Origin of the sequence: Denitrobaculum tricleocarpae, assembly GCF_007004665.1 — a bacterium.
Classification (GTDB): Bacteria; Pseudomonadota; Alphaproteobacteria; order Kiloniellales; family Kiloniellaceae; genus Denitrobaculum; species Denitrobaculum tricleocarpae.
This window is the reverse complement of record NZ_ML660060.1, coordinates 170,760-189,904: the sequence shown is the minus strand read 5'-3', so window position 1 is coordinate 189,904 and position 19,145 is coordinate 170,760. Positions and strand designations below refer to the sequence as shown.

At 60.0% G+C, this 19,145-nt stretch carries 19 protein-coding genes and 1 riboswitch; of the genes, 7 read left to right on the top strand and 12 right to left on the bottom strand.

The features are described from left to right. Nucleotides 1-5: 5 nt before the first annotated feature. The 4 genes from FKG95_RS23170 to FKG95_RS23155 form a co-directional block, all read right to left on the bottom strand. On the bottom strand, nucleotides 6-3,170 hold the full coding sequence (locus FKG95_RS23170) for an efflux RND transporter permease subunit (RefSeq protein ID WP_142898801.1): 3,165 nt from the start codon (nucleotides 3,168-3,170) through the stop codon (nucleotides 6-8). Between the two features lie 272 nt (nucleotides 3,171-3,442). Then, entirely contained in the window at nucleotides 3,443-4,678 is a 1,236-nt protein-coding gene (locus FKG95_RS23165) for an efflux RND transporter periplasmic adaptor subunit (protein WP_142898800.1), read from the bottom strand. Between the two features lie 157 nt (nucleotides 4,679-4,835). After that, complete coding sequence (locus FKG95_RS23160; RefSeq protein WP_142898799.1) at nucleotides 4,836-5,495, bottom strand: TetR/AcrR family transcriptional regulator; 660 nt, start codon at nucleotides 5,493-5,495, stop codon at nucleotides 4,836-4,838. Nucleotides 5,496-5,655: 160 nt separating this feature from the next. Further along, on the bottom strand, nucleotides 5,656-6,375 hold the full coding sequence (locus tag FKG95_RS23155) for a LysE family translocator (protein ID WP_142898798.1): 720 nt from the start codon (nucleotides 6,373-6,375) through the stop codon (nucleotides 5,656-5,658). A 483-nt stretch (nucleotides 6,376-6,858) separates the two neighbouring features. Here FKG95_RS23155 and FKG95_RS23150 point away from each other — a divergent pair, with 483 nt between their 5' ends. Then, nucleotides 6,859-7,752 carry a PEP-CTERM sorting domain-containing protein gene (locus FKG95_RS23150; RefSeq protein WP_142898797.1) on the top strand — a complete coding sequence of 298 codons (894 nt, stop codon included), beginning with the start codon at nucleotides 6,859-6,861 and terminating at the stop codon, nucleotides 7,750-7,752. Between the two features lie 133 nt (nucleotides 7,753-7,885). On the opposite strand, the gene FKG95_RS23145 is transcribed toward FKG95_RS23150, so the two are convergent. Beyond that, nucleotides 7,886-8,518 (bottom strand): TetR/AcrR family transcriptional regulator, encoded by a 633-nt coding sequence (locus tag FKG95_RS23145; RefSeq protein ID WP_218940335.1) that lies wholly within the window; start codon nucleotides 8,516-8,518, stop codon nucleotides 7,886-7,888. A 163-nt stretch (nucleotides 8,519-8,681) separates the two neighbouring features. Here FKG95_RS23145 and FKG95_RS23140 point away from each other — a divergent pair, with 163 nt between their 5' ends. Further along, the gene (locus FKG95_RS23140) at nucleotides 8,682-9,287 is read left to right on the top strand and encodes an OsmC family protein (RefSeq protein WP_142898796.1); all 606 of its coding nucleotides are present in this window, start codon (nucleotides 8,682-8,684) and stop codon (nucleotides 9,285-9,287) included. 453 nt (nucleotides 9,288-9,740) lie between these two features. Then, nucleotides 9,741-10,034 carry a hypothetical protein gene (locus tag FKG95_RS23135; RefSeq protein ID WP_142898795.1) on the top strand — a complete coding sequence of 98 codons (294 nt, stop codon included), beginning with the start codon at nucleotides 9,741-9,743 and terminating at the stop codon, nucleotides 10,032-10,034. A gap of 105 nt (nucleotides 10,035-10,139) precedes the next feature. Here the strand turns inward: FKG95_RS23135 and FKG95_RS23130 are convergent, their stop codons facing one another. Beyond that, on the bottom strand, nucleotides 10,140-10,571 hold the full coding sequence (locus FKG95_RS23130) for a winged helix-turn-helix transcriptional regulator (protein WP_142898794.1): 432 nt from the start codon (nucleotides 10,569-10,571) through the stop codon (nucleotides 10,140-10,142). A gap of 152 nt (nucleotides 10,572-10,723) precedes the next feature. Here FKG95_RS23130 and FKG95_RS23125 point away from each other — a divergent pair, with 152 nt between their 5' ends. Continuing rightward, nucleotides 10,724-11,437 (top strand): glutathione S-transferase family protein, encoded by a 714-nt coding sequence (locus tag FKG95_RS23125; RefSeq protein WP_218940334.1) that lies wholly within the window; start codon nucleotides 10,724-10,726, stop codon nucleotides 11,435-11,437. Here FKG95_RS23125 and FKG95_RS23120 read toward each other — a convergent pair. Next, nucleotides 11,434-11,919: a RidA family protein gene (locus tag FKG95_RS23120; RefSeq protein ID WP_142898793.1), complete on the bottom strand. Its 486-nt coding sequence runs from the start codon at nucleotides 11,917-11,919 to the stop codon at nucleotides 11,434-11,436. The two genes, FKG95_RS23125 and FKG95_RS23120, sit on opposite strands and share 4 nt — an antisense overlap. A gap of 149 nt (nucleotides 11,920-12,068) precedes the next feature. Beyond that, nucleotides 12,069-12,482: a MerR family transcriptional regulator gene (locus FKG95_RS23115; RefSeq protein WP_218940333.1), complete on the bottom strand. Its 414-nt coding sequence runs from the start codon at nucleotides 12,480-12,482 to the stop codon at nucleotides 12,069-12,071. A 222-nt stretch (nucleotides 12,483-12,704) separates the two neighbouring features. Beyond that, nucleotides 12,705-12,858, top strand: a riboswitch (FMN riboswitch). 84 nt (nucleotides 12,859-12,942) lie between these two features. Here FKG95_RS23115 and FKG95_RS23110 point away from each other — a divergent pair. From FKG95_RS23110 to FKG95_RS23100, 3 genes are all read left to right on the top strand, one after another. Next, complete coding sequence (locus tag FKG95_RS23110) at nucleotides 12,943-13,449, top strand: 6,7-dimethyl-8-ribityllumazine synthase (protein ID WP_142898792.1); 507 nt, start codon at nucleotides 12,943-12,945, stop codon at nucleotides 13,447-13,449. 309 nt (nucleotides 13,450-13,758) lie between these two features. Then, entirely contained in the window at nucleotides 13,759-14,361 is a 603-nt protein-coding gene (locus tag FKG95_RS23105) for a TetR/AcrR family transcriptional regulator (protein WP_142898791.1), read from the top strand. A gap of 25 nt (nucleotides 14,362-14,386) precedes the next feature. Then, nucleotides 14,387-15,259 carry a sterol desaturase family protein gene (locus tag FKG95_RS23100; protein ID WP_142898790.1) on the top strand — a complete coding sequence of 291 codons (873 nt, stop codon included), beginning with the start codon at nucleotides 14,387-14,389 and terminating at the stop codon, nucleotides 15,257-15,259. A 16-nt stretch (nucleotides 15,260-15,275) separates the two neighbouring features. Here FKG95_RS23100 and FKG95_RS23095 read toward each other — a convergent pair whose 3' ends face one another. The 4 genes from FKG95_RS23095 to FKG95_RS23080 form a co-directional block, all read right to left on the bottom strand. Further along, complete coding sequence (locus FKG95_RS23095; protein WP_142898789.1) at nucleotides 15,276-15,668, bottom strand: SMI1/KNR4 family protein; 393 nt, start codon at nucleotides 15,666-15,668, stop codon at nucleotides 15,276-15,278. A gap of 35 nt (nucleotides 15,669-15,703) precedes the next feature. Beyond that, entirely contained in the window at nucleotides 15,704-17,311 is a 1,608-nt protein-coding gene (locus FKG95_RS23090; protein WP_142898788.1) for an HAL/PAL/TAL family ammonia-lyase, read from the bottom strand. Between the two features lie 272 nt (nucleotides 17,312-17,583). Then, complete coding sequence (locus FKG95_RS23085) at nucleotides 17,584-18,213, bottom strand: MarC family protein (RefSeq protein ID WP_142898787.1); 630 nt, start codon at nucleotides 18,211-18,213, stop codon at nucleotides 17,584-17,586. 47 nt (nucleotides 18,214-18,260) lie between these two features. Further along, complete coding sequence (locus FKG95_RS23080; RefSeq protein WP_142898786.1) at nucleotides 18,261-19,142, bottom strand: pirin family protein; 882 nt, start codon at nucleotides 19,140-19,142, stop codon at nucleotides 18,261-18,263. Between the last annotated feature and the right edge of the window lie 3 nt (nucleotides 19,143-19,145).

The following is a 19,145-nucleotide window of genomic DNA, read 5'->3' as shown; positions in this document are numbered from 1 at the left end:
CTGGCTCACGAAAGCTGAGCCTGCTCCGTCTTGCCCACGCTCTTACGCGTCTCGAACTTGCGCACCAGCACGTAGAAGACCGGCGTCAAAACGATGCCGAAGAAGGTCACACCCAGCATGCCGGAGAAGACCGCGATGCCGATGGACTGACGCATCTCGGAACCGGCGCCGCTCGACAGCACCAGGGGCACGACCCCCATGATGAAGGCGAAGGAAGTCATCAGGATCGGGCGCAGGCGCAGACGGCTGGCTTCGATCGCGGCCTCCACCAGTTCCCGTCCCTCACGCTCCAGTTCGCGGGCGAATTCCACGATCAGGATGGCGTTCTTCGACGCCAGCCCCGCGAGCACGAAAAGGCTGATCTGGGTGAAGATGTTGTTGTCGCCCCCGGTCAGGTAGACCCCGATCAGCGCCGAGAGGATCGACATAGGCACGATCAGGATAACCGCGAGCGGCAGGGTCAAAGACTCGTACTGCGCCGCCAGCACCAGGAATACCAGCAGGATGCAGAGCGGGAAGATGAAGATCGCCGTATTGCCCGCCAGAATCTGCTGGTAGGTCAGTTCGGTCCACTCGAACTCCATGCCCGGAGGCAGGGTCTCTTCCAGAATCTTCGTGATCGCCGCCTGGGCTTCGCCGCTCGAATAACCCGGCGCCGCATTGCCGTTGAGATCGGCTGAACGGAAGGCGTTATAGCGCATGGTCGTGTCCGGGCCGAAGGTCTCTGAGACCGAGACGACCGAGCCCAGCGGCACCATCTGCCCCGCGGCGTTACGGGTCTGCAGCTGCGCGATACTCTCGGGCGTCGAACGGAACGGCTTATCCGCCTGGGCGATGACCTGATAGGTCCGGCCGAAGCGATTGAAGTCATTGACGTAGAGCGAGCCGAGATAAATCTGCATGGTGCGGAAAATCTCGTCCACCGGAATGCCCAGGCGCTCGGCCTTGGTCCGATCCACGTCGGCAAAGAGCTGCGGCATATTGATGTTGTAGTTGGAGAAGACCCCGGTCAGCTCGGGCGCAGCCCAGGCCTTGCCCTGCACCTGCTTCATGACATCGTCCAGGGCCAGGTAACCCTGATCGCGGCGGTCCTGGATCTGCAGTTTGAAGCCACCGATGGTGCCCAGGCCCTGCACGGGCGGCGGCGGGAAGATCGCCACGAATGCATCTTCGACGCCGGCGAACTTCTGCTGCAGCTTCTGGGCGATGGCACCGCCCGAAAGCGAGGGATCCGTGCGGTCGGCGAAGTCATCCAGCGTCACGAAAACGATACCGGCACTGGAGCTGTTGACGAAACCATTGATCGAGAGGCCCGGGAAGGCCACGGCACTGGTCACGCCCGGCTCTTCCAGCGCGGCCTCGGACATGGCCCGCATGACCTCTTCGGTCCGCTCCAGCGTCGCACCCTGGGGCAGCTGCGCAAAGCCGACAAGATATTGCTTGTCCTGAAGCGGGATAAAGCCGGGAGGCACCATCTGAAAGCCCTGGTAGGTCGCGCCCAGCAGCAGCGCGTAAAGCGCCATCATGACCCCTTTCCGCCCGATGAAGACACCCACGCCCTTGGCATAGAGCGACGTGGCACGCCCGAAGAAGCGGTTGAAGAGCCGGAAGAACCAGCCGAACACGAAGTCCATCGTGCGCGTCAGGATGTCCTTGGGAGCATCCTTGCTCTTGAGCAGGATGGCGGAAAGGGCCGGGCTCAAGGTCAGGGAGTTGATGGTCGAGATGATCGTGGCGATGGCGATGGTCAGGGCGAACTGCTTATAGAACTGGCCCGTCAATCCACTGACGAAGGCGATCGGCACGAAGACACCGGTGATGACCAGCGAGGTCGCGATGATCGGCCCCGTCACCTCCTTCATGGCGGCGATGGTGGCTTCGCGCGGCTTCAAACCTTCCGCGATGTTGCGCTCGACGTTTTCCACGACAACGATGGCGTCGTCGACCACGATACCGATCGCCAGGATCAGGCCGAAGAGCGACAGCACGTTGATCGAAAACCCGAAAGCAAGCATCAGGCCGAAGGTGCCGACGATGGAAACCGGCACGGCCAGAAGAGGAATGATCGAGGCGCGCCAGGTCTGGAGGAAGACGATGACCACCAGCACCACCAGCGCCAGAGCTTCCAGCAGCGTCATGATCACCGACTCGATGGATTTCTGCACGAAGACCGTCGGATCATAGACGATGCTGTAGTCGACACCCTCCGGGAAGGACTCGGCGAGTTCCGCCATGGTCGCGCGCACGCCGCTGGAGATATCCAGGGCGTTGGCACCCGGAGACGCAAAGATCGGAATGGCCACGGCGGGCTTGTTATCGAGCAGGGAACGCAGGGAATACTGCTGGGAATCCATCTCCAGCCGCGCGATATCGCCAAGCCGTACGATCGTGCCGTCCACATCCCGCTTTACGATGATCTGTTCGAACTCTTCGACGCTCTGGAGCCGTCCTTTCACATTGATCGGCAACTGCACCTGGATGCCGTCGTCGTACGGCGGCCCGCCGATCTGGCCGGCGGCCACCTGGATATTCTGACTGCGGATCTGATCCAGGACTTCCGAGGCGGTCATATCGCGCTCTGCGATCCGGTCCGGGTTCAGCCAGATCCGCATGGCGTAGTCGCCGGAACCGAACAGGCGGACCTGCCCCACGCCCTTGACCCGCGCCAGGGCGTCCCTGACGTTCAAGGTTCCGTAGTTGCGCAGATAGAGCATGTCATAGCGTTCGTTCGGCGAACGCAGATGCACCACCATGGTCAGATCGGGTGAGCTTTTGATCACCGTAACGCCGAGTTGGCGCACCACCTCCGGCAGACGCGGCAGGGCCTGGGATACCCGGTTCTGAATCTTCTGCTGCGCCAAATCCGGATCGGTTCCGATTTCGAAGGTCACGGTCAGCGAAAGATTGCCGTCGGTGGTGGCCAGGGAGTTCATGTAGAGCATGCCCTCGATGCCGTTGATCTGCTCCTCCAGCGGGGTCGCGACGGTTTCGGCAATGACCGAGGGATTGGCGCCCGGAAACTGAGCCTGCACCACCACCGACGGCGGCGCGACCTCGGGATACTCCGAGATCGGCAGGTTCAGCATGGCGATCAGGCCGCCGATCAGGATCAGGATCGATACCACACCGGCAAAAATCGGCCGATCGATGAAAAAGCGTGGGAAGGACATGGGACGGGTCTCTCCTGGAACCTCGAGTAGGAACCGTGACGGTTAAACGCTGATGTGAACGGCGGGCGGTACCTGGTGCGGACACTCGAACCGAACGGATCCTGCCGCAACAAACAGAAGATCTGGCGGCGCTATGCGTTCCGCCGGATGGGTAAAAACAGGGTCTGCGAAAATGAGTAAGCCGTCGGGTGCTCTCACTCCCGTTGGCTCATGAAGAGAGTGACAGGCAGCCGGTTCGGGGCTTCCACCGCAGATCACGCGGCTGCCTGGCATCAGTTTGAGGGTTCGGCCTTGGCGGTGTCGGCCGTCGCGGAAAGCTGAGTCGTTTCCGCGGTCTGGGCCGTCTCCGGCAGAATCGGGGTGACCGGAACACCCGGACGCACCTTCATGAGACCGCCCAGGATGACCTGGTCGCCTTGTGCGAGACCGCGCGTGATCACACGCTTGCCCTCGACCGATGCACCCAGCGCAACTTCGCGGTATTCGACCGTGCTGCCCTCACCGACCACGTAAACGAACTTGCGGTCCTGATCGGTTCCGATATCGCCCGGGTTCAGGAGCACCAGGTCTTCGACGTCGGAGCCGCCCAGGCGGAGTTCGGCAAACATGCCGGGAAGAAGACTGCCGCTTTCGTTGGAAAAGATCGCCCGGGCACGGATCGTACCGGTCGCCGGATCGATCTGGTTGTCGAAACTGTGGATGTGGCCTTTGTAAACCCGCAGCTCGCCGACATCGATCGTCAGTTCGACCGGAAGCTCACTGACGGCGCCGCCGACTTTCGTCAGCTCGTGCACGTAGCGCAGGTAGTTGCGCTCATCGACATCGAAGTCGGCGTAGATCTCGTCGGTCGATACGATGGAGGTCAGAACAGGCGCATTCGGTCCGGCCTCGACGAGGTTTCCGACCGTGATCTCGGCGCGGCTCAGACGTCCGCTGATCGGCGCTTTTACATAGGCGTAGTTCAGATTGATTTCCGCCTGAATCAACTGCGCCTTGGCACTGTTGACCCGGCTGACCGCAACCGTGTGGTCGCTGACCCGCTGATCACGGACGGCCTTTGACACATGGCCCTTCTTGACCAGCTGTTCAGCGCGGACACGCTGCTTCTTGGCCAGCCTGAGGGTATGACCCGCTGCATTGAGTTCGGCCTTGGCTTCCGCAACCGCGGCCTCGTAGGGGCGCGGATCGATCACCATGAGGACATCGCCCTTTTGAACCATCTGGCCGTCTTCGAACCGCACTTCCTGGATCGTTCCGCTGACCTGCGGACGCAGCTCGACCTGGTCAATGGCGGAAAGCCGCCCGGAGAATTCGCTCCAGAGCCGGATCTGCTGGGTCTCGACCGGCGCGACCTTCACGGGCATCGCCTGCGGTGCCGTTTGCGCAACCGCCGGGCCGGCGCCCATGCTCCCGACCAGGTAAGGCTTGGCAAAATAGCCGCCGGCTGCAACAGCGCCAATCAGGGCCACGGTCACAGATGCCGTCTTGAGTTTCGATCCTGCGCTCATCTCACACGTCCTTCCGGGGAGTCCTGATCGGTACACTGATCAGTTTAGTTGGCTGGCATAGAGGTAGAAACCGATCGGTATGTTGTCAATGGAAAGGCGCATTTTTTTTCGGGACCTAGCCATGCGTTTAATGCATTTGGCCAGCGAAAGCGCAGTTTTATGCGGCATCCGCCGCAGAAGAGACGGGCTGTTCGGCCCCTTCGGAGCGGTAAGCATCCTTAAGGTCAAGCAGCCGATAAATACCCTCGCGCAGATCGGCGCGAACCGCATCCAAAGAGTTCATCAGGCGGCCGTAGATCAGCAGCCCCTGAACAAAGTGATGGAGAAATCTGGCAATCTGGTCGACGTCGGGATCGCCCCTCAGCGCGCCATCGGCCTTGAGGCCGCGCACCAGGGCAACGCTGTAGCGCTGCATATGGTCTTCCATTTCCCGCGCGGCCTGGCAGATCTTCTCTTCATCGATGCCGGCCTGCCCTCCCGAGGTAAAGAACGGACAGCCCGCGACCTCCATGTCCTTGGAAGAACATTCGTTTATCTGCTTTTCGATGATCAACTGAATCAGGTTTTCAAGCTGCTCCAAAGGCGTGAAAGAGGGGGAATAGATCGCGTCCATATCCCGCTTCATCCGGTCCCAATAGTGCCGTGAAGCCGCGATGAAGAGGTCAGCCTTGGATTCGAAGTGATGGTAGAATGCGCCTTTGGTCACGCCGGCCTGCTTGCAGATCTCGTTGACACCCACACTGCTGTAATTGCTTTGCCAGATCAGGCCCGTTGCCGTTTCCAGCAGTTTTTCTCGTGTTTCAGCAGCGTTTCGCATGTCATCAACCTCGTCAGAACCGAACCATCACCAGCTGCCACACACGACAACCGGTACAGGACTAAATCCTAGTAGAGAGATAGCATACCGTTCGGTATCTTCAAGGCTTTCCCAGGAAACTTTTAATGTCCGGTATGGACACCCCCCGCCGGCGGGAAGCTCAGCTATCGGCAATCAGGCGTACCCCGAGGAAGCCCATCACCGATCCGGCCAGACGGTCGATCCAGCGCTTGGCACGCAGATAAACCCCGCGTGGGCCGCTCGACGACAGGGTGACGGCGACGAGGCCGTACCAGCTGCTCTCGACCAGAAAGATGAGGCTCAGGAGGACAACCGAGAGGCTCAGGGGGAAAGCCGCGGGCAAAAAAGCCGCAAAAATACTGCTGTAGACGATTGCAGTTTTCGGGTTACTGAGCTGCGTCGTCATACCGACCAGCAGCGCACGGCCGAAACCCCGGGATTTCGAACCTCGGAGTTCAGGGACGCGGAGTTCGGGGGCGCGGAGTTCGGGGGTGTGGAGTTCGGGGGCGCGGACCGCAGTTTTGCCCTTTGCCCCATCTTTGCTATGTGCAGAAGACAGCTGCAGGTCGTCGCCAGCCCCCTTCCACAAAAGGTAGGCGAGATACATCAGGTAAGATCCGCCCAGAATCTTCAATCCAAGATAAAGCCATTCCACCTGCGCCAATAGCAGATGGAGGCCGAGAAGTGCCAATCCACCATAGACGACTCCACCCAGCCCCACACCCAGTGCGGCCGCGATCGCCTCGTGCCTTGATTGGGCCAGGGAAATCCGCGCGACCACGAGAAAGCTCGGGCCCGGCGACATGGTTCCGATCAGGAGGGCACCGATGATCGAGAGAATAACGATCGCTGTATCCATAACCTCTGTCCCACCGGTTTCTGATCGCGGCTCTTTGTCCGGTCTAAAGACTTTGCGCGGGATATCAAGCTTTTGGGCCGTATCCGGCGCAGCGTTCCCGTTCCGATGGGATCATGTCACGGGCAACCCCGGCCCGGTCCGGCTGGCGCGCAGATGGCGATGAAGCGGAAACCGCCCTCTTAACCTTCTGATGCCCGCGGTTGAGTCGAATTTCCTTACACCCACCGGTTCCGGACGGACGGAAGGCTCCGTAACGAGAGTTATAGTTAACACCTAATCCCCTATGGCGTGCAACTCGATTGCATACAGACATATAAAGCCGTTTTTGTCGGAAAGCCTTACAAATTCGTTAAATTTTCGTAGGCATACGGCTGACAGTATCGGTCTAACATATTGTAATAATTAATTTTTATCCCAATGGCACGCGAATTGCTTTTCAGGTCCTATCGGCAGTTTAAGAACGCAGATTAAAGGGACGACATCATGCGACTGTTCGCAACAAACATATCGGCCGGACTGACCGCGACGGCTCTTGCAGCAGCAACCCTGGCAGGAATTGCAACAGTGGGACTGACGCCGTCCCCCGGACAGGCCGCCACGCTGCAGGATCATGCCTGCGCAGTCACTGGAGGCCAGTGCGCCGGAGCCGCTGGGAGCGTCTTCAAAAACAAGAAGTCCCGGAACCTGGCTGCCCATGCTCTGTCAAACAAGGTCGTGATGGACGTTATGCTGGGGCACGCCAAATCAAACCCTGACCTGACCGTCGGCTGTGGCGCGTCGGGCATCTGTGTGACCCTCATTCCCGGCCAACCGAGCGATCCTGATCATGTCGGCGTCCCCGGCATCCTGGAGCTCACCAGCGACCAGGGATCCGGACAGCAGAGCTTTCCCAGCCCGTCGATTCACACGGCCTACCTTACAGGTGCCCCCGCGACCCGCCGCTTTGCGAGCCGTTTCTCCGGCGGATCGGGCAACACTTCCGGGAGCCCGGTCGCCGCACAAGCCTTCTCTACAGGTCCGGTTGGAGGCCCCGGTTCCACCCCTCCAGGCCGGAATCCGGGCTCCCCTCCTGGTGGACCCAATGATCCTGGCGGACCCAATAACCCGGGTAATCCCAATAACCCGGGGGGACCCAATAACCCCGGCAATCCAAATAACCCGGGCGGCCAAGGTCCCGGCGACGGGCCCGACGATCCGATCACGGATCCCGATACGGTGTTCAACCCGCCTTTCATCGACGTGGACCAGCCGGTCGAGGTGATCAGGGTGCCGGAACCCTCGACGCTCTTCATCTTCGGGTTTGCCCTGCTGGCGATGGCCGCTTTTGGAAGCCGGCAGATGCAGGTTGTCACGCAGGAAACCCGGGCGCGTCGCTAAAGCCTCTCGTCCGATCCTCTTACCAGCCGAATACGGGGCGGCAGGGTGCGATCCCTCCGCCCCGCACCCGGGGCTCCTTGTCACCCGGCTCCCTGTCACCCAGGCGTGCCAGCGTCTCTCTCCTTTGACAGGATCAGCCTTTACGGACATCCGGCGCCGTACCAACGAGAAATATGTCAACGGCCGTTGCGACGGCTTTTCTGACCGCTGTCTTTGCCGGTCTGCGGACCTCGAGGACGGCGCTGAGATGCACATCGCCCCGCACCATTCCCAGAAATTGTTCAGCGGCGCGTTGCGGATCCTCGATCTGCAGACCAGCCCGCGCCTTGCGATCCCGGAGAAAAGCGGCGAGATGACAGCTGGCCCGGCCGGGCCCGTTGCTGAAGAAAGTCTCCGCCAGTTCTGGGAAATATGGCGCTTCGGCAACCATATTGCGGTAAAGCGCGAGTCCTTCGGGCGAGAGGAGAACGCCAAGATACCGCTCGCCCATGGTGGTCAGTGTTTCCCTGATATCCCCATCCTCGAGCGGGGGCCGAAGGGCAGCAAGCACCCGGTCCGAGACGTTGCTTACAATCGCCGCGAAGAGCTCGTCCTTGCTGTGAAAGTACTTGTAAAGCGTGCGTTTTGAGCCGCCGGTTCTAACCAGAACCGCATCCATGCTGGCCCGCCCATAGCCCTCTTCAAAGAAGATTTCCGTCGCCGCCGTAAGAATTTCCGCGCGCTTGGCAGCTCGCCGCCGGGCGTGTCCATTGGGCTTTTCGTTCAAAATCCGTCTCCCCGTTCCGGCTCACACCAAACCGCGACTTCCGCAGTTCGTCTCCATTGCGAGCGTTTGTGCGATCAGCGAACCGACTTGACAGATACAGCATCATACGCATATTTGTAAACGGTACTGTACCGTACCTTTTTACAAATATGAGGAATTGAACATGTCCGCAGAAACCGCAGCCGCACAGCATGACGAGACTATTGTCACAAAGATCGACAGCCTGCCCGCACCCACCGCCTTTACACTTGAACCGGCAAAGAAGTCGAAAGAAGGTCTGGATCTCGAAGTAAGTGTTCTGGCCGAACTCCTGCCCGGTCCCGGTCTTGTGAAACGTGGTTACGTTAAGCCCAACATTCCGGGCTTCGGCGCCTTCGAGCTTCGCTGCGACGAGGGCACGTCCATCGGCGGCACCGACACCGCACCGGCGCCCCTGTCCTATCTGGCCGCAGGCATCGCCTTTTGCTTCCTGACACATCTGAAGGGCTATGCCGAGATCGAAAGGCTGAGGATCTCGTCAATCAGGATCGAACAGAGGATGAAGTTCCAATCCCGAATCCCGGGCATGACAACCGCCAAAGGGGCCAGCCGCCATATGGAAGGGCTGTCAAAGGGCGTTGAAACCTTTGTGCACATAGAGAGCGACGAAACGCCGGAAGCCATCGCTCAGATGGTCGAGACGGCCGAAAAGGCCTGCATGGCGGCACAGACAGTCGTCAATGCGGTCCCTGCCGCAACGCACGTGATCCGCAATGGTAGGGAAATCTGATGCCGGCGGCATCCCTGGAAGCAACGAAGTAGCCGTTTACTTCGAGAACCGGTGAAGTGTGTCCTGCCCAGGCATCAATACAGCTCTGCATTGAAACAAGGGCAACGGTCAACATCAGACCCTCATTCCCAGGTAAACATGCAAAAATACATGCTGTTTATGCGCCTGTACGGCTTCATCACCACCCTCAGAAGCTTTAAAAGAAGCACATAGTCACTTGCTTTCAGAGCAAGCAAATCTCTTTCACGAGCGGGTCCGGGGCCAATTTTCGCCAGGATCGACCGATACAGGCTCCTTTGAACCGGGGTCGATCAAAACCCGCAAGATTATCCGCAGGGCTCACGGCGCAGGTTTCGCCTGAGCCTTGCGGTACGCGAAGCCCTGTCCCGCCCCAGGGCACCCACAATCCAGTGCTTATCGGCAAGCGCGTTCAGATGATCAGGAAGTTTGAGTATGATTGCTTTGTTGATACCCCTTTTCATGGCCGCCGGATCGGCCGCCCTTTTCGCAGGGGTCATTGTCCACAACCAGATGAGCCCGAGTTACCAGACGGCCCTGACGGTGCCGATCACAAACATCGCAATTCTGATCGTTGCCCTGACCAGCCTGGCCATGTCCGTGTCGGCACATCAGATGGCGGAAAATCCGGCTTTGACCAAACCAACGCTCATGTTTTCGATCGCTTACTTCGCCTGCGTTGCCGCGCTTGTTCCTCTCTCGACCATGGGCTACCTCAGCAAGCTGTAGGAAAGTGAAGCCCGGGCCCGCGGCGAATGTAAACCGACGGCTTGACGTGATTGCTGCCCGTGGTTCGGAGAATACCGCCTGAGCGGAATATCAGGGTTTAGCGATTTATTTGGAGCCCGGTTCCGGCTGCTCCTGTCCCTTAAGCCACCAGTTGTGCATGGCGTGAAACATCTCCTCCAGATCCTGCGCGCGCTGCGTGGCCCGGTATTCGACACGGGGCGGCACCTCCGCGTAGACCTTGCGCGATACCAGCCCGTCGCGTTCCAGGGCGCGCAGCTGGTTGGTCAACATGGTCTGGGTGATGCCGTCGATCTGCCGCCGGAGTTCGTTGAAGCGTTTCATTCCCTGGAAGAGCAGAATCTGCAGGATAATGAGCTTCCACTTCCCCCCGATCAGCTGCGCGATATCCGGCATCGGGCAGGTTCCGGGAATGGCCGGCGCAGGGATGGCCGCATTGGGGATGGGCGCCGTATCGGGCAGCGGACGGGGCGCATCGTCAGAAGGCTTCAAAACCTCAGCCGCGGACTTGGTCGTCATCACCACTCCTCGATTCCTGCGCGGGTTCAGTCACGAATCCTGCATCCCTATAGTATCAAAATCGATACTATATACGAAAAATCTGCCTACTTGCTCTTTTATACCAATCACATAGCCTTCCAGCAAGCTTGACGAACCGGCTGGAAGTCCCGATGACGATGATCCTTCATACCATTAGCGGCGCGCCCTGTGGCTGGCGCGCCTTGCTCGGCTTTGCCTTCAAACAGATCGACGTGGAGGTGCGCTACCTGGACGGCAGCCGGCGCGAACATGAAACGCCAACGTTCCTGGAATTGAACCCCAGGGCCAAGGTGCCGGTGCTGGAAGCTGACGGCCTGGTGCTGCGGGACTCGATTGCAATCCTGGCCTGGCTGGAAAGCGCCTACCCGGCGCGGCCGCTGTTCGGCAGGACAACGGAGGAGACAGCCGCGATCTGGCAGATGCTGCTGGAATGCGCCGAGTACCTGCAGCCCGCGACGAACGGCGTGGTTTTCCCGGTTTTCGCGGGCGATGGCGAAGCGTCGGCGGCCAATACGCAAGCGGCGGAAAATCTACGCGCCGCCGCCAAGGTGTTGGATGGAGAATGCGAATTCCTGGAGAGGACACTGGGCGAAAGACGCTTCCTTTGCGGCCCAGATCCAAGTGCGGCGGACGCGGTCGCCTTTGCGGAGATCGGCCGCGTCCAGCGCGCGATCGAAACCAAACCCCATGTCATGGCTTCACTGGGGTATCTTCGCCTGGAGCAGAGGTTCCCGCACCTCTCAGCATGGTACGGACGTGTTTCGGATCTGCCCGGAGTGGCTGCAACTGCGCCGATACACTGGCGCGCCGCGCTGCGGCCGCGCGAGCGCCTGCGCTTCAGCTAATCCGGCAGAACCGCAATGGCATCCACTTCCACCAGGACATCCGGATGAAACAGGGCCGCGACGCCCACCAATGCGCTGGCTGGCGGATTTTCAGTGTCGATCCAGCGGTCGCGAATCACGCGTAGTGCTTCGAGCTTGCTGATGTCGTAGTCGCGGACAAAGAAGGTGACCCTTGCCAGTGCCGAGAAATCCGTCCCCGCCGCTTCCAGGGTCCGGCCCATGTTCGCGAAGACCTGATCGAGCTGAGCTTCGAAATCCGCGACCGCTAGTTTGCCGTCACCGCCAAAGGGAACGTGACCGGACAGATACATGAGCTTGCCCGAACGCACGATCATGGCCTGGGAGATACCCGGTATATCGGCGCCCGGCGGATTGACGGCTTGCAGCCTTCTCTCCTCGGCAGCTATGGAAACAGTCGCAGAAAGCAGAAAGAGACTGGCCGAAGCCGCAGCAATCCATAGGTTTCGCGCAAGTGTGAACATCTTTTCTTCCTTCCCGATAAGACAATTCTGTCAAAACTAAAACCAACGTCAGCTAGAGGTTTGAGATAGAAAAATACGCGTCAATCAGACCCGATAGAAGCGCGTCCGTCCTCCACGCTCGAACCGCACTGCGCGGAGGAAGCTCTTCCTCACCGCTTGCCTTTCGCTTCGGCAATCAGCCGCTTCATGCGCGCAATGTTTTTGTCGATGTCGCGCCGGAACTGCGAAAGCTCGTTTATCTGCCTGTCGGTCTTTTCCCGCTGCGTCTCAAGAATCTCGAGAACACGCTCTTTGCCCCGGATGCCGCTGTCGTCTTCGAAATAGAGATCGATCACCGACGCAATTTCATCGAGGCTCAGGCCCAAACGCTTCAGCGCCGCAATCTTCTCGAGGCGCTTCAGAGCTTCCTCGTTGTAGTAGCGGTAGCCCGCGCCTTCGCGTTCGCTTGGCACCAGAAGACCGAGACGTTCGTAGTAGTGAATTGTCCGGTGGCTGACGCCCGCGCACGCGGCAAGCTCGCCGATCTGCATACGGTCTTTGTTGAGGGAGTCTGATCTGGCCATGAAACTTGCTAAGCAAAATAAAACCTAACGTCAAGTAGAGATTGTGGTGCTTAACCCCCATTCAGGCCCGGCTTGAAACAAAAGGCTTTCGAATCATATGGTGACCAGTCAGATGAAAAATGACTTGATCAGAGATCAGCGAAGGTTTTTGATCACGGAAGTTACATAAAGTGGAGGTTGGTCTCCGTTTTTCGCATGGGATGTGAAAAGGGCCAGACTTCCGATTGTTCTCGGGGCGGGGTGAAATTCCCCACCGGCGGTAAATGCGGAGAAATCCGCAAAAGCCCGCGAGCGCCCGGCAACCTGTTTGCCGGGGTCAGCAGATCCGGTGTGATTCCGGAGCCGACGGTGAGAGTCCGGATGGTAGAGAGCAGAGATACGATCGTTGTGCGAAGGCCCTTTGGCTTCGTGCGCGTTCGCGTTCTGCGCGCCCTGAACCGATATTTTGATGGGGTGCGAGATGAGTCAGGTTCTTTCCGTTTCCAACAACGATAGCGGCGCAAGCCTCGCCGGGGGCAGCGGCCAGTCCCGCATCGCCTTTATCAAGGCGGGCTGGCACAGTGACATCGTCGACCAGAGTCTGGCCGGGTTCCGGCGTGAACTGGAAGCGCTGGGACAACCCACCGACAGGATTGACGTCTTCGAGGTGCCGGGCGCCTATGAAATTCCGCTGCAGGCAAAGCGCCTGGCCAAGACGGGCGGCTACGGGATCGTGGTCGCGGCCGCCTTTGTGGTCGACGGCGGCATCTACCGCCACGAGTTCGTCGCGGACGCCGTGGTCTCGGGCATGATGCAGGTACAGCTGGAAACCGAGGTTCCAGTGCTGTCGGTGGTGCTGACCCCCAAGACCTTCCAGGAATCCCCGGAGCAGATCGCGTTCTTTACGGAACACTTCGTGACCAAAGGCGCCGAAGCGGCCCGCGCCTGCGTGGCGACCCTGGAGAACCAGCGCGCCTTGGCGTCCTGAGCGAGCCGTCTCGACCGGCGTGAAGACCGGGGCGGCGTCACTGCCCTGGTCCGAGCCCCTGAGTTTGCGTCAAGACAGGTTTGGCTGCTAGAGCTCAAAGCCGATCCTCCGCTGCAAAAATGCAGCTCGAGACCGTGACCCCGGCAAGCATCGCAGGACCGCCACCCTCCTGTTATCGGGCTTCTTTTCTCCTTCGGACAGCGCAACATCTTGACAGGATCGTCGAGCATTTATAAATAGAACGAATATTCGCTCTTTTAATTTATCACGACCGAAGCAAAGCTTATCGGCCGGGAAAGCAGGTGACTCATGGCGCGCAAATTCGATCCGGACCTATCCGAAACCAGACGCAAACAGATCCTGGCGGCCACGGCCCGCTGCGTCCTGCGCAAAGGCTTCCACCAGACTTCCATGCAGGATATCTGCGCGGAAGCCGCTATGAGCCCCGGCGGGGTCTATCGCTACTTCGAAGGCAAGGAGGCAATCATTGTCGCCATGGCCGAGGAAGAGCGGCGCGACAATCAGGAGATCATCGACGAACTCAAGCAGACGAAGGACCCGGTCGGTAGCCTGCGGGTCATTTTCTTCGAACTCCTGAAGTTCTTCGCGGATGAGTCCCACGGCCGGCTGGCCCTGGAGCTGCACGCGGAGGGAGCCCGCAACAAAAACGTCTGGGATCTGCTGGCCCGGAACGAGCGCGAACTCAAAGAGGCCCTGATCGCGGCGCTCGACAGAGGACAGAAGGCCAGAAAAATCACTCCTGACCTGCCCTCTCCCGCCCTCGCCCAGGTCATGCTGGCCATGATCGACGGCCTCTGCGCCCGCGCGATCCTCGACCCGGATTACAAACCGGTCGCGCTCGCGTCCGCCATCGACGCCTTTGTCGTCGGCCTGCTGCAACCGCGCGCATAACCGGATCTGAAGGAAATCAAAGACAATGGACGATCTGGAACTCCGTTTCGAAGCCGTCTCCGGCACGCTCGAAATTCTCGGCCTCTACAGCCTGGCCATGATTGCCCTGGCGGTGATCGAAATCCTCTGGGACCTGGCCTTCAAACAACGCCCCGGCTGGAAAGAAACCGCCGCCAATATCGTGATCGCGGCGGTTAACAGCCTGCTGGAACGCACGGCCTACGGCCTGGTCTTCATCGTCGCGCTGGCCATTGCGGAGAGCCTGGTACCGTATCGCCTGCCGGTGAACGCCTGGAGTTGGATCGCGGCCCTTCTGCTGGCCGACTTTACCTATTACTGGATGCATCGTTTCGAACACGAGATCCGCGCGCTCTGGGCGTACCACAGCGTCCACCACTCCTCGCCCGAATTCAATCTGACCACGGCCTTCCGGCTCGCCTGGGTCGAAGGTCTGGTGGAGTGGGTCTTCTTCCTGCCCATGATCCTGCTGGGTTTCGATCTGGTGCAGACGCTGGTCGCGATCCTTGTCGTGGTCGCCTATCAGACCTGGATCCACACCCAGAAAATCGGGCGGCTCGGCTGGCTGGACAGAGTCTTCAACACACCGTCGGTGCATAGGGTACATCACGGCGCGAACCCGGAGTACCTGGATAAAAACTACGGCGGCATCCTGATCTTGTGGGACCGGCTTTTCGGAACCTATCAGCCGGAAACCGAACCCGTGACCTTCGGCATCACCAAACCGCTGGAGACCGCCAACCCGCTCACCATCAACTTCGGAGAGTTCCTCGCCATCGCGCGCGATTGCCTACGGGCAAAATCACTGGGTGACGCCTGGGGTTACACCGTCAGGCGCCCGGGTTGGGAGCCGCCAGCAACCACCCGCCGCCGATCATGAGCCATCAAAGCGCATGTTAGGCACGCTCAAGCTCCGAAAAATCCCCAGCAACTTCGGTCAGGTCTCCATCTTCGTGTTTCCAAACATAAACTTGAGGCTCAAAGCTCGATGCTTTCTTGAGCAACACAAGTGCGTCGCCAGTTCCGTTTTGCGCAATCGCCAGGGCACCCGCCGGCCAATTTGTCCATTCCCGCATCGAGGCAGTCTCTCTGACAATATCGTTGGAACTCCGGCTTAGTCTTTTTCGGTTCGACGAATCGCTAATGGGATGGAGTTCCCACCAATCATTTCCAGCAAAAACTTCACCGCCATTTTCCGTCTGCAACGCTGACCGATAACTGTCAGGCAGTCGGGCCTGGAGAGCTTCTTCGGCGGCGGCGACATACTTCTCTTCCAGATTGAAAGCCATCAGTCTCCTCGTAGACTTGTAAGCAATATTCTTTGTTACTCCAGCCTTCCGATGACGGACTCGCAGGCCGCGACGACGCGACCGTCGCACACCAGATCGATGATGGCGTTCATATCCTTTGCGAACCAGATATCGCCTTCGAGGCGCGCGGGGATTTCGTTACGCACCGCGGCGACGACCGCGGCGGTCGCGGGCGCAATCTCGTGACCTTTTGCGAGCTCGGCGACCTGAGATAAGGCCTGGGCGGCAACCAGGATCTCGCCGGCCACGATGGCGCGGAGGTTCTCGACCACCTGGCTCGCCTTGCGGGCGCACCACATGGAGTTGGAGACATGATCTTCCGCGTTGCCCTTGCCGGGAATGGAATCGACCGAGCCGGGTGTCGAGAGCGTGCGGTTTTCCATGACCAGCGCCGAAAGCGAGCACTGTACGGTGCCGTAGCCGGTGTTCAGGCCGGGAATGCCGGACGCCAGGTTGCGCGGCAGTCCGTAGCTCATGTTGGGGTCGATCAGGCGCGCGATACGGCGTTCGCAGATCGAACCCAGATCGGTCATGGCGATGGCCAGCAAGTCCATCACCTGGGCGACGTACTGACCATGGAAGTGTCCGCCGGATACCGCGCGGCGCTGACCGCCATCGTCGACAATCAGGGGATTGTCGGTCGCCGAGTTGATCTCCCGCTCGATGACGGTCCTCGCATAGCTCAGAGCTTCGCGCGCGGGACCATGAACCTGTGGCGCGCAGCGCAGGGAATAGGTGTCCTGAACGCGCGGGGCGGGATCGCACCCCTCTGTACGCGCTTCTTCCGGGAAGACCGTCTTGCGGGCCGCTTCCGACATGCGCTTGGAGCCTGCCACCAATGCCGAGACGTTCCGCGCCACAAGTTGCTGACCGGGGTGCGGACGGGCCGCATGCAGCGGCGCGATAAAGGCATCGGTTTCACAGCGCATGGCTTCCAGCGACAGAGCCAGCCCGATGTCGGCGTTACGGGCAATCTCCCCCGCCTCCGCCAAGGCGAGGACCGCCACCGCCAGCGAGACGGTCGAGCCGTTGATCAGCGCCGAAGCATCCTTCGACTGCATGTCGAGCTCCGGCGACAGGCCCGCAGCCTCGAGCCCCTCACGTGCGGACAGGCGGCGGCTTTCGAAGATCACCTCGGCTTCCTCGAAGCCGCAGAGCGCTCCGGTCATATGGGCCAGGGGTGCCAGATCGCCGGAAGCGCCGACCGAGCCCTGGACGGGGATAACCGGAGACAGGCCTTTGTTCAGAAAGTCGATCAAACGCTGGGCGACCGGAAGGGTCACACCGGAATGATCCGAACAGAAAGCATTGAGACGCAGGAACATCACCGCGCGGCTCTGGGCGATTGTGAGAGGTTCCCCCAAACCGGTGGCATGGGCCAGGATCAGATTGGTCTGAAACCGCTTGATGTCCTCGACCGCGATCCGGCGGTCCTTGAAAGCCCCGACCCCGGTGTTGAAGGAATAGATCAGGGGCGCATCGTCCGTCATCCAGGCACCGTCGATCAGTGCACGTGTTTCGGCGAGGCTTGCCGCAACCTGCGCCGAGAGCTCGACCTTCTCGCCACCTTTGGCAACAGCAATAACCTGCTCCAAAGTCACAGTGCCGCCGTCCAGAATCATAAAACTGCCTCGAACTCGGATGTATTTGGGGCCGAAGAACGGACCCGCGCAGACGATAAGCCACTTTGCGTCGAAGTGGCAACGTGTCCCCGAGAGTGAGGCTCCAGATCATGAACCCGTAAACTGCGGCTGTCCTGACGGTTATAATTCCTGTTCTGGCAAGGAGTCAGGAGCGGAGCGACGCTAAAGCATCGTGACCCCGTGTATCCAGGATGGGCGACATGACGATGCTCCGGGAAGCGAATTACAATCGCGTTTTACGAGCTCATGACCTAACCCGCCAATGCCGGGATCAGACCAGTAAGACCGGAGGCCAGCATGCCCATGGCGATCGCAACCAGGACCATACCCATAATGCGCGTCACCACGGCCATTCCGCTCTCACCGAGCCAAGCCGCGACCGGCTTCGAGTAAGCAAACAGCAGTCCGGTCAGAATTGAAAGCAGGATCACCGCCAAGGAGATATCGACCCGCGCCATGAGGCCCGGGTGGCGTTCCGCCGCGACCAGAACCGTGGCGATGGTGCCCGGACCGGCAACAATCGGAATGGCAAGCGGCACAACGGCGATCGAGTCCCGGGTCTTGGCGTCGTCGGTTTCGGTCGCACTGGTTTTGTGGCCACTTTTGTTGAAGAGCATGTGCAAGCCGATGAGCATAACAATAATCCCACCAGCCGCACGTAGCTCGTCGACAGTGATCCCAAAAAATGTGAGCAGCAGTCCACCGGTCCAGATGACAGTCAGGAGAGTCACGGCGCAGGCCAAAGCGCATTTCCAGGCGATTTTCCGCACCTCGGCAGCGTCTCTGTCTGTCGTCATCCCAACAAAAATTCCGACGTTGCCGATGGGATTCATCATGGAAAACAGCGCCGCAACGAAGGTACTCAGTGCCGCTTCGCCCATAGCTCAGCCTACTCTTTTCATTTCAGGGCCCGTTGAACGTCACGCGTTCAGTTTTCGGGCAAGGGAATGAACTCATCGTCGCCGGGCACTTTATCGAAGCGGCCGTTCTTCCAGTCGGCCTTGGCCTGCTCCAGACGCTCCGGCGTGCTGGCCACGAAGTTCCACCAGAGATGCCGCTTTCCATCCAGCGGCGCGCCGCCAAGCAGCATGACCCGGGTCTTTTCCCTGGCCGAGAGACCGACGTTTACCGAAGGATGGAAGACCGCCATGGTGCCCTCCTTGACCAGGCTGCCATCACTGAGCCGCACCTCGCCCTCCGCCACGTAAAGCGCCCTTTCCTCGTAGGCGTCCGGCAGCACCAGCTCGGCACCGTCCGAGAGCTGGGCATCCAGATAGAACATCTCCGAAGGCGTCTCGACCGGAGAGCGCTTGCCATAGGCGGCACCGGCGATCAGGCACATACGGACACCCTCGCCCTCGATCACCGGCAGGCTGTCGGCAGGGTGATGCTGGAACGACGGCTCGCTCTCCTCATGGGACAGCGGAAGGGCGATCCAGGACTGGATGCCGTTCAGGCGGCCTGCTTTGGCGCGTTCTTCCGGGGCCGTGCGTTCGGAATGCACGATGCCGCGTCCCGCCACCATCCAGTTTACCGCGCCGGGCTGGATCGCCTGTTCAACGCCCAGAGAGTCGCGATGAAAGATCTCGCCCTCAAAGAGATAGGTGACGGTGGCCAGGCCGATGTGGGGATGCGGGCGGACGTCAATGCCCTGTCCGGAGGGAAAATCGACCGGCCCCATGTGATCAAAGAAGATGAAAGGACCGACTGTGCGGCGGTTCCTGAAGGGAAGAACACGCCGGACATCGAACCCGCCGACGTCCTTGGCCCTTGGCTCAATGATGAGAGAAACCAGTTCACTGCTGTCCATCTC

Bases quoted from the DNA above. Each gene is read 5' to 3' on its own strand.
- FKG95_RS23170 (WP_142898801.1), bottom strand. From the start codon at position 3,170: ATGTCCTTCCCACGCTTTTTCATCGATCGGCCGATTTTTGCCGGTGTG.
- FKG95_RS23165 (WP_142898800.1), bottom strand. From the start codon at position 4,678: ATGAGCGCAGGATCGAAACTCAAGACGGCATCTGTGACCGTGGCCCTG.
- FKG95_RS23160 (WP_142898799.1), bottom strand. From the start codon at position 5,495: ATGCGAAACGCTGCTGAAACACGAGAAAAACTGCTGGAAACGGCAACG.
- FKG95_RS23155 (WP_142898798.1), bottom strand. From the start codon at position 6,375: ATGGATACAGCGATCGTTATTCTCTCGATCATCGGTGCCCTCCTGATC.
- FKG95_RS23150 (WP_142898797.1), top strand. From the start codon at position 6,859: ATGCGACTGTTCGCAACAAACATATCGGCCGGACTGACCGCGACGGCT.
- FKG95_RS23140 (WP_142898796.1), top strand. From the start codon at position 8,682: ATGTCCGCAGAAACCGCAGCCGCACAGCATGACGAGACTATTGTCACA.
- FKG95_RS23135 (WP_142898795.1), top strand. From the start codon at position 9,741: ATGATTGCTTTGTTGATACCCCTTTTCATGGCCGCCGGATCGGCCGCC.
- FKG95_RS23130 (WP_142898794.1), bottom strand. From the start codon at position 10,571: ATGACGACCAAGTCCGCGGCTGAGGTTTTGAAGCCTTCTGACGATGCG.
- FKG95_RS23125 (WP_218940334.1), top strand. From the start codon at position 10,724: ATGACGATGATCCTTCATACCATTAGCGGCGCGCCCTGTGGCTGGCGC.
- FKG95_RS23120 (WP_142898793.1), bottom strand. From the start codon at position 11,919: ATGTTCACACTTGCGCGAAACCTATGGATTGCTGCGGCTTCGGCCAGT.
- FKG95_RS23115 (WP_218940333.1), bottom strand. From the start codon at position 12,482: ATGGCCAGATCAGACTCCCTCAACAAAGACCGTATGCAGATCGGCGAG.
- FKG95_RS23110 (WP_142898792.1), top strand. From the start codon at position 12,943: ATGAGTCAGGTTCTTTCCGTTTCCAACAACGATAGCGGCGCAAGCCTC.
- FKG95_RS23105 (WP_142898791.1), top strand. From the start codon at position 13,759: ATGGCGCGCAAATTCGATCCGGACCTATCCGAAACCAGACGCAAACAG.
- FKG95_RS23100 (WP_142898790.1), top strand. From the start codon at position 14,387: ATGGACGATCTGGAACTCCGTTTCGAAGCCGTCTCCGGCACGCTCGAA.
- FKG95_RS23095 (WP_142898789.1), bottom strand. From the start codon at position 15,668: ATGGCTTTCAATCTGGAAGAGAAGTATGTCGCCGCCGCCGAAGAAGCT.
- FKG95_RS23090 (WP_142898788.1), bottom strand. From the start codon at position 17,311: ATGATTCTGGACGGCGGCACTGTGACTTTGGAGCAGGTTATTGCTGTT.
- FKG95_RS23085 (WP_142898787.1), bottom strand. From the start codon at position 18,213: ATGGGCGAAGCGGCACTGAGTACCTTCGTTGCGGCGCTGTTTTCCATG.
- FKG95_RS23080 (WP_142898786.1), bottom strand. From the start codon at position 19,142: ATGGACAGCAGTGAACTGGTTTCTCTCATCATTGAGCCAAGGGCCAAG.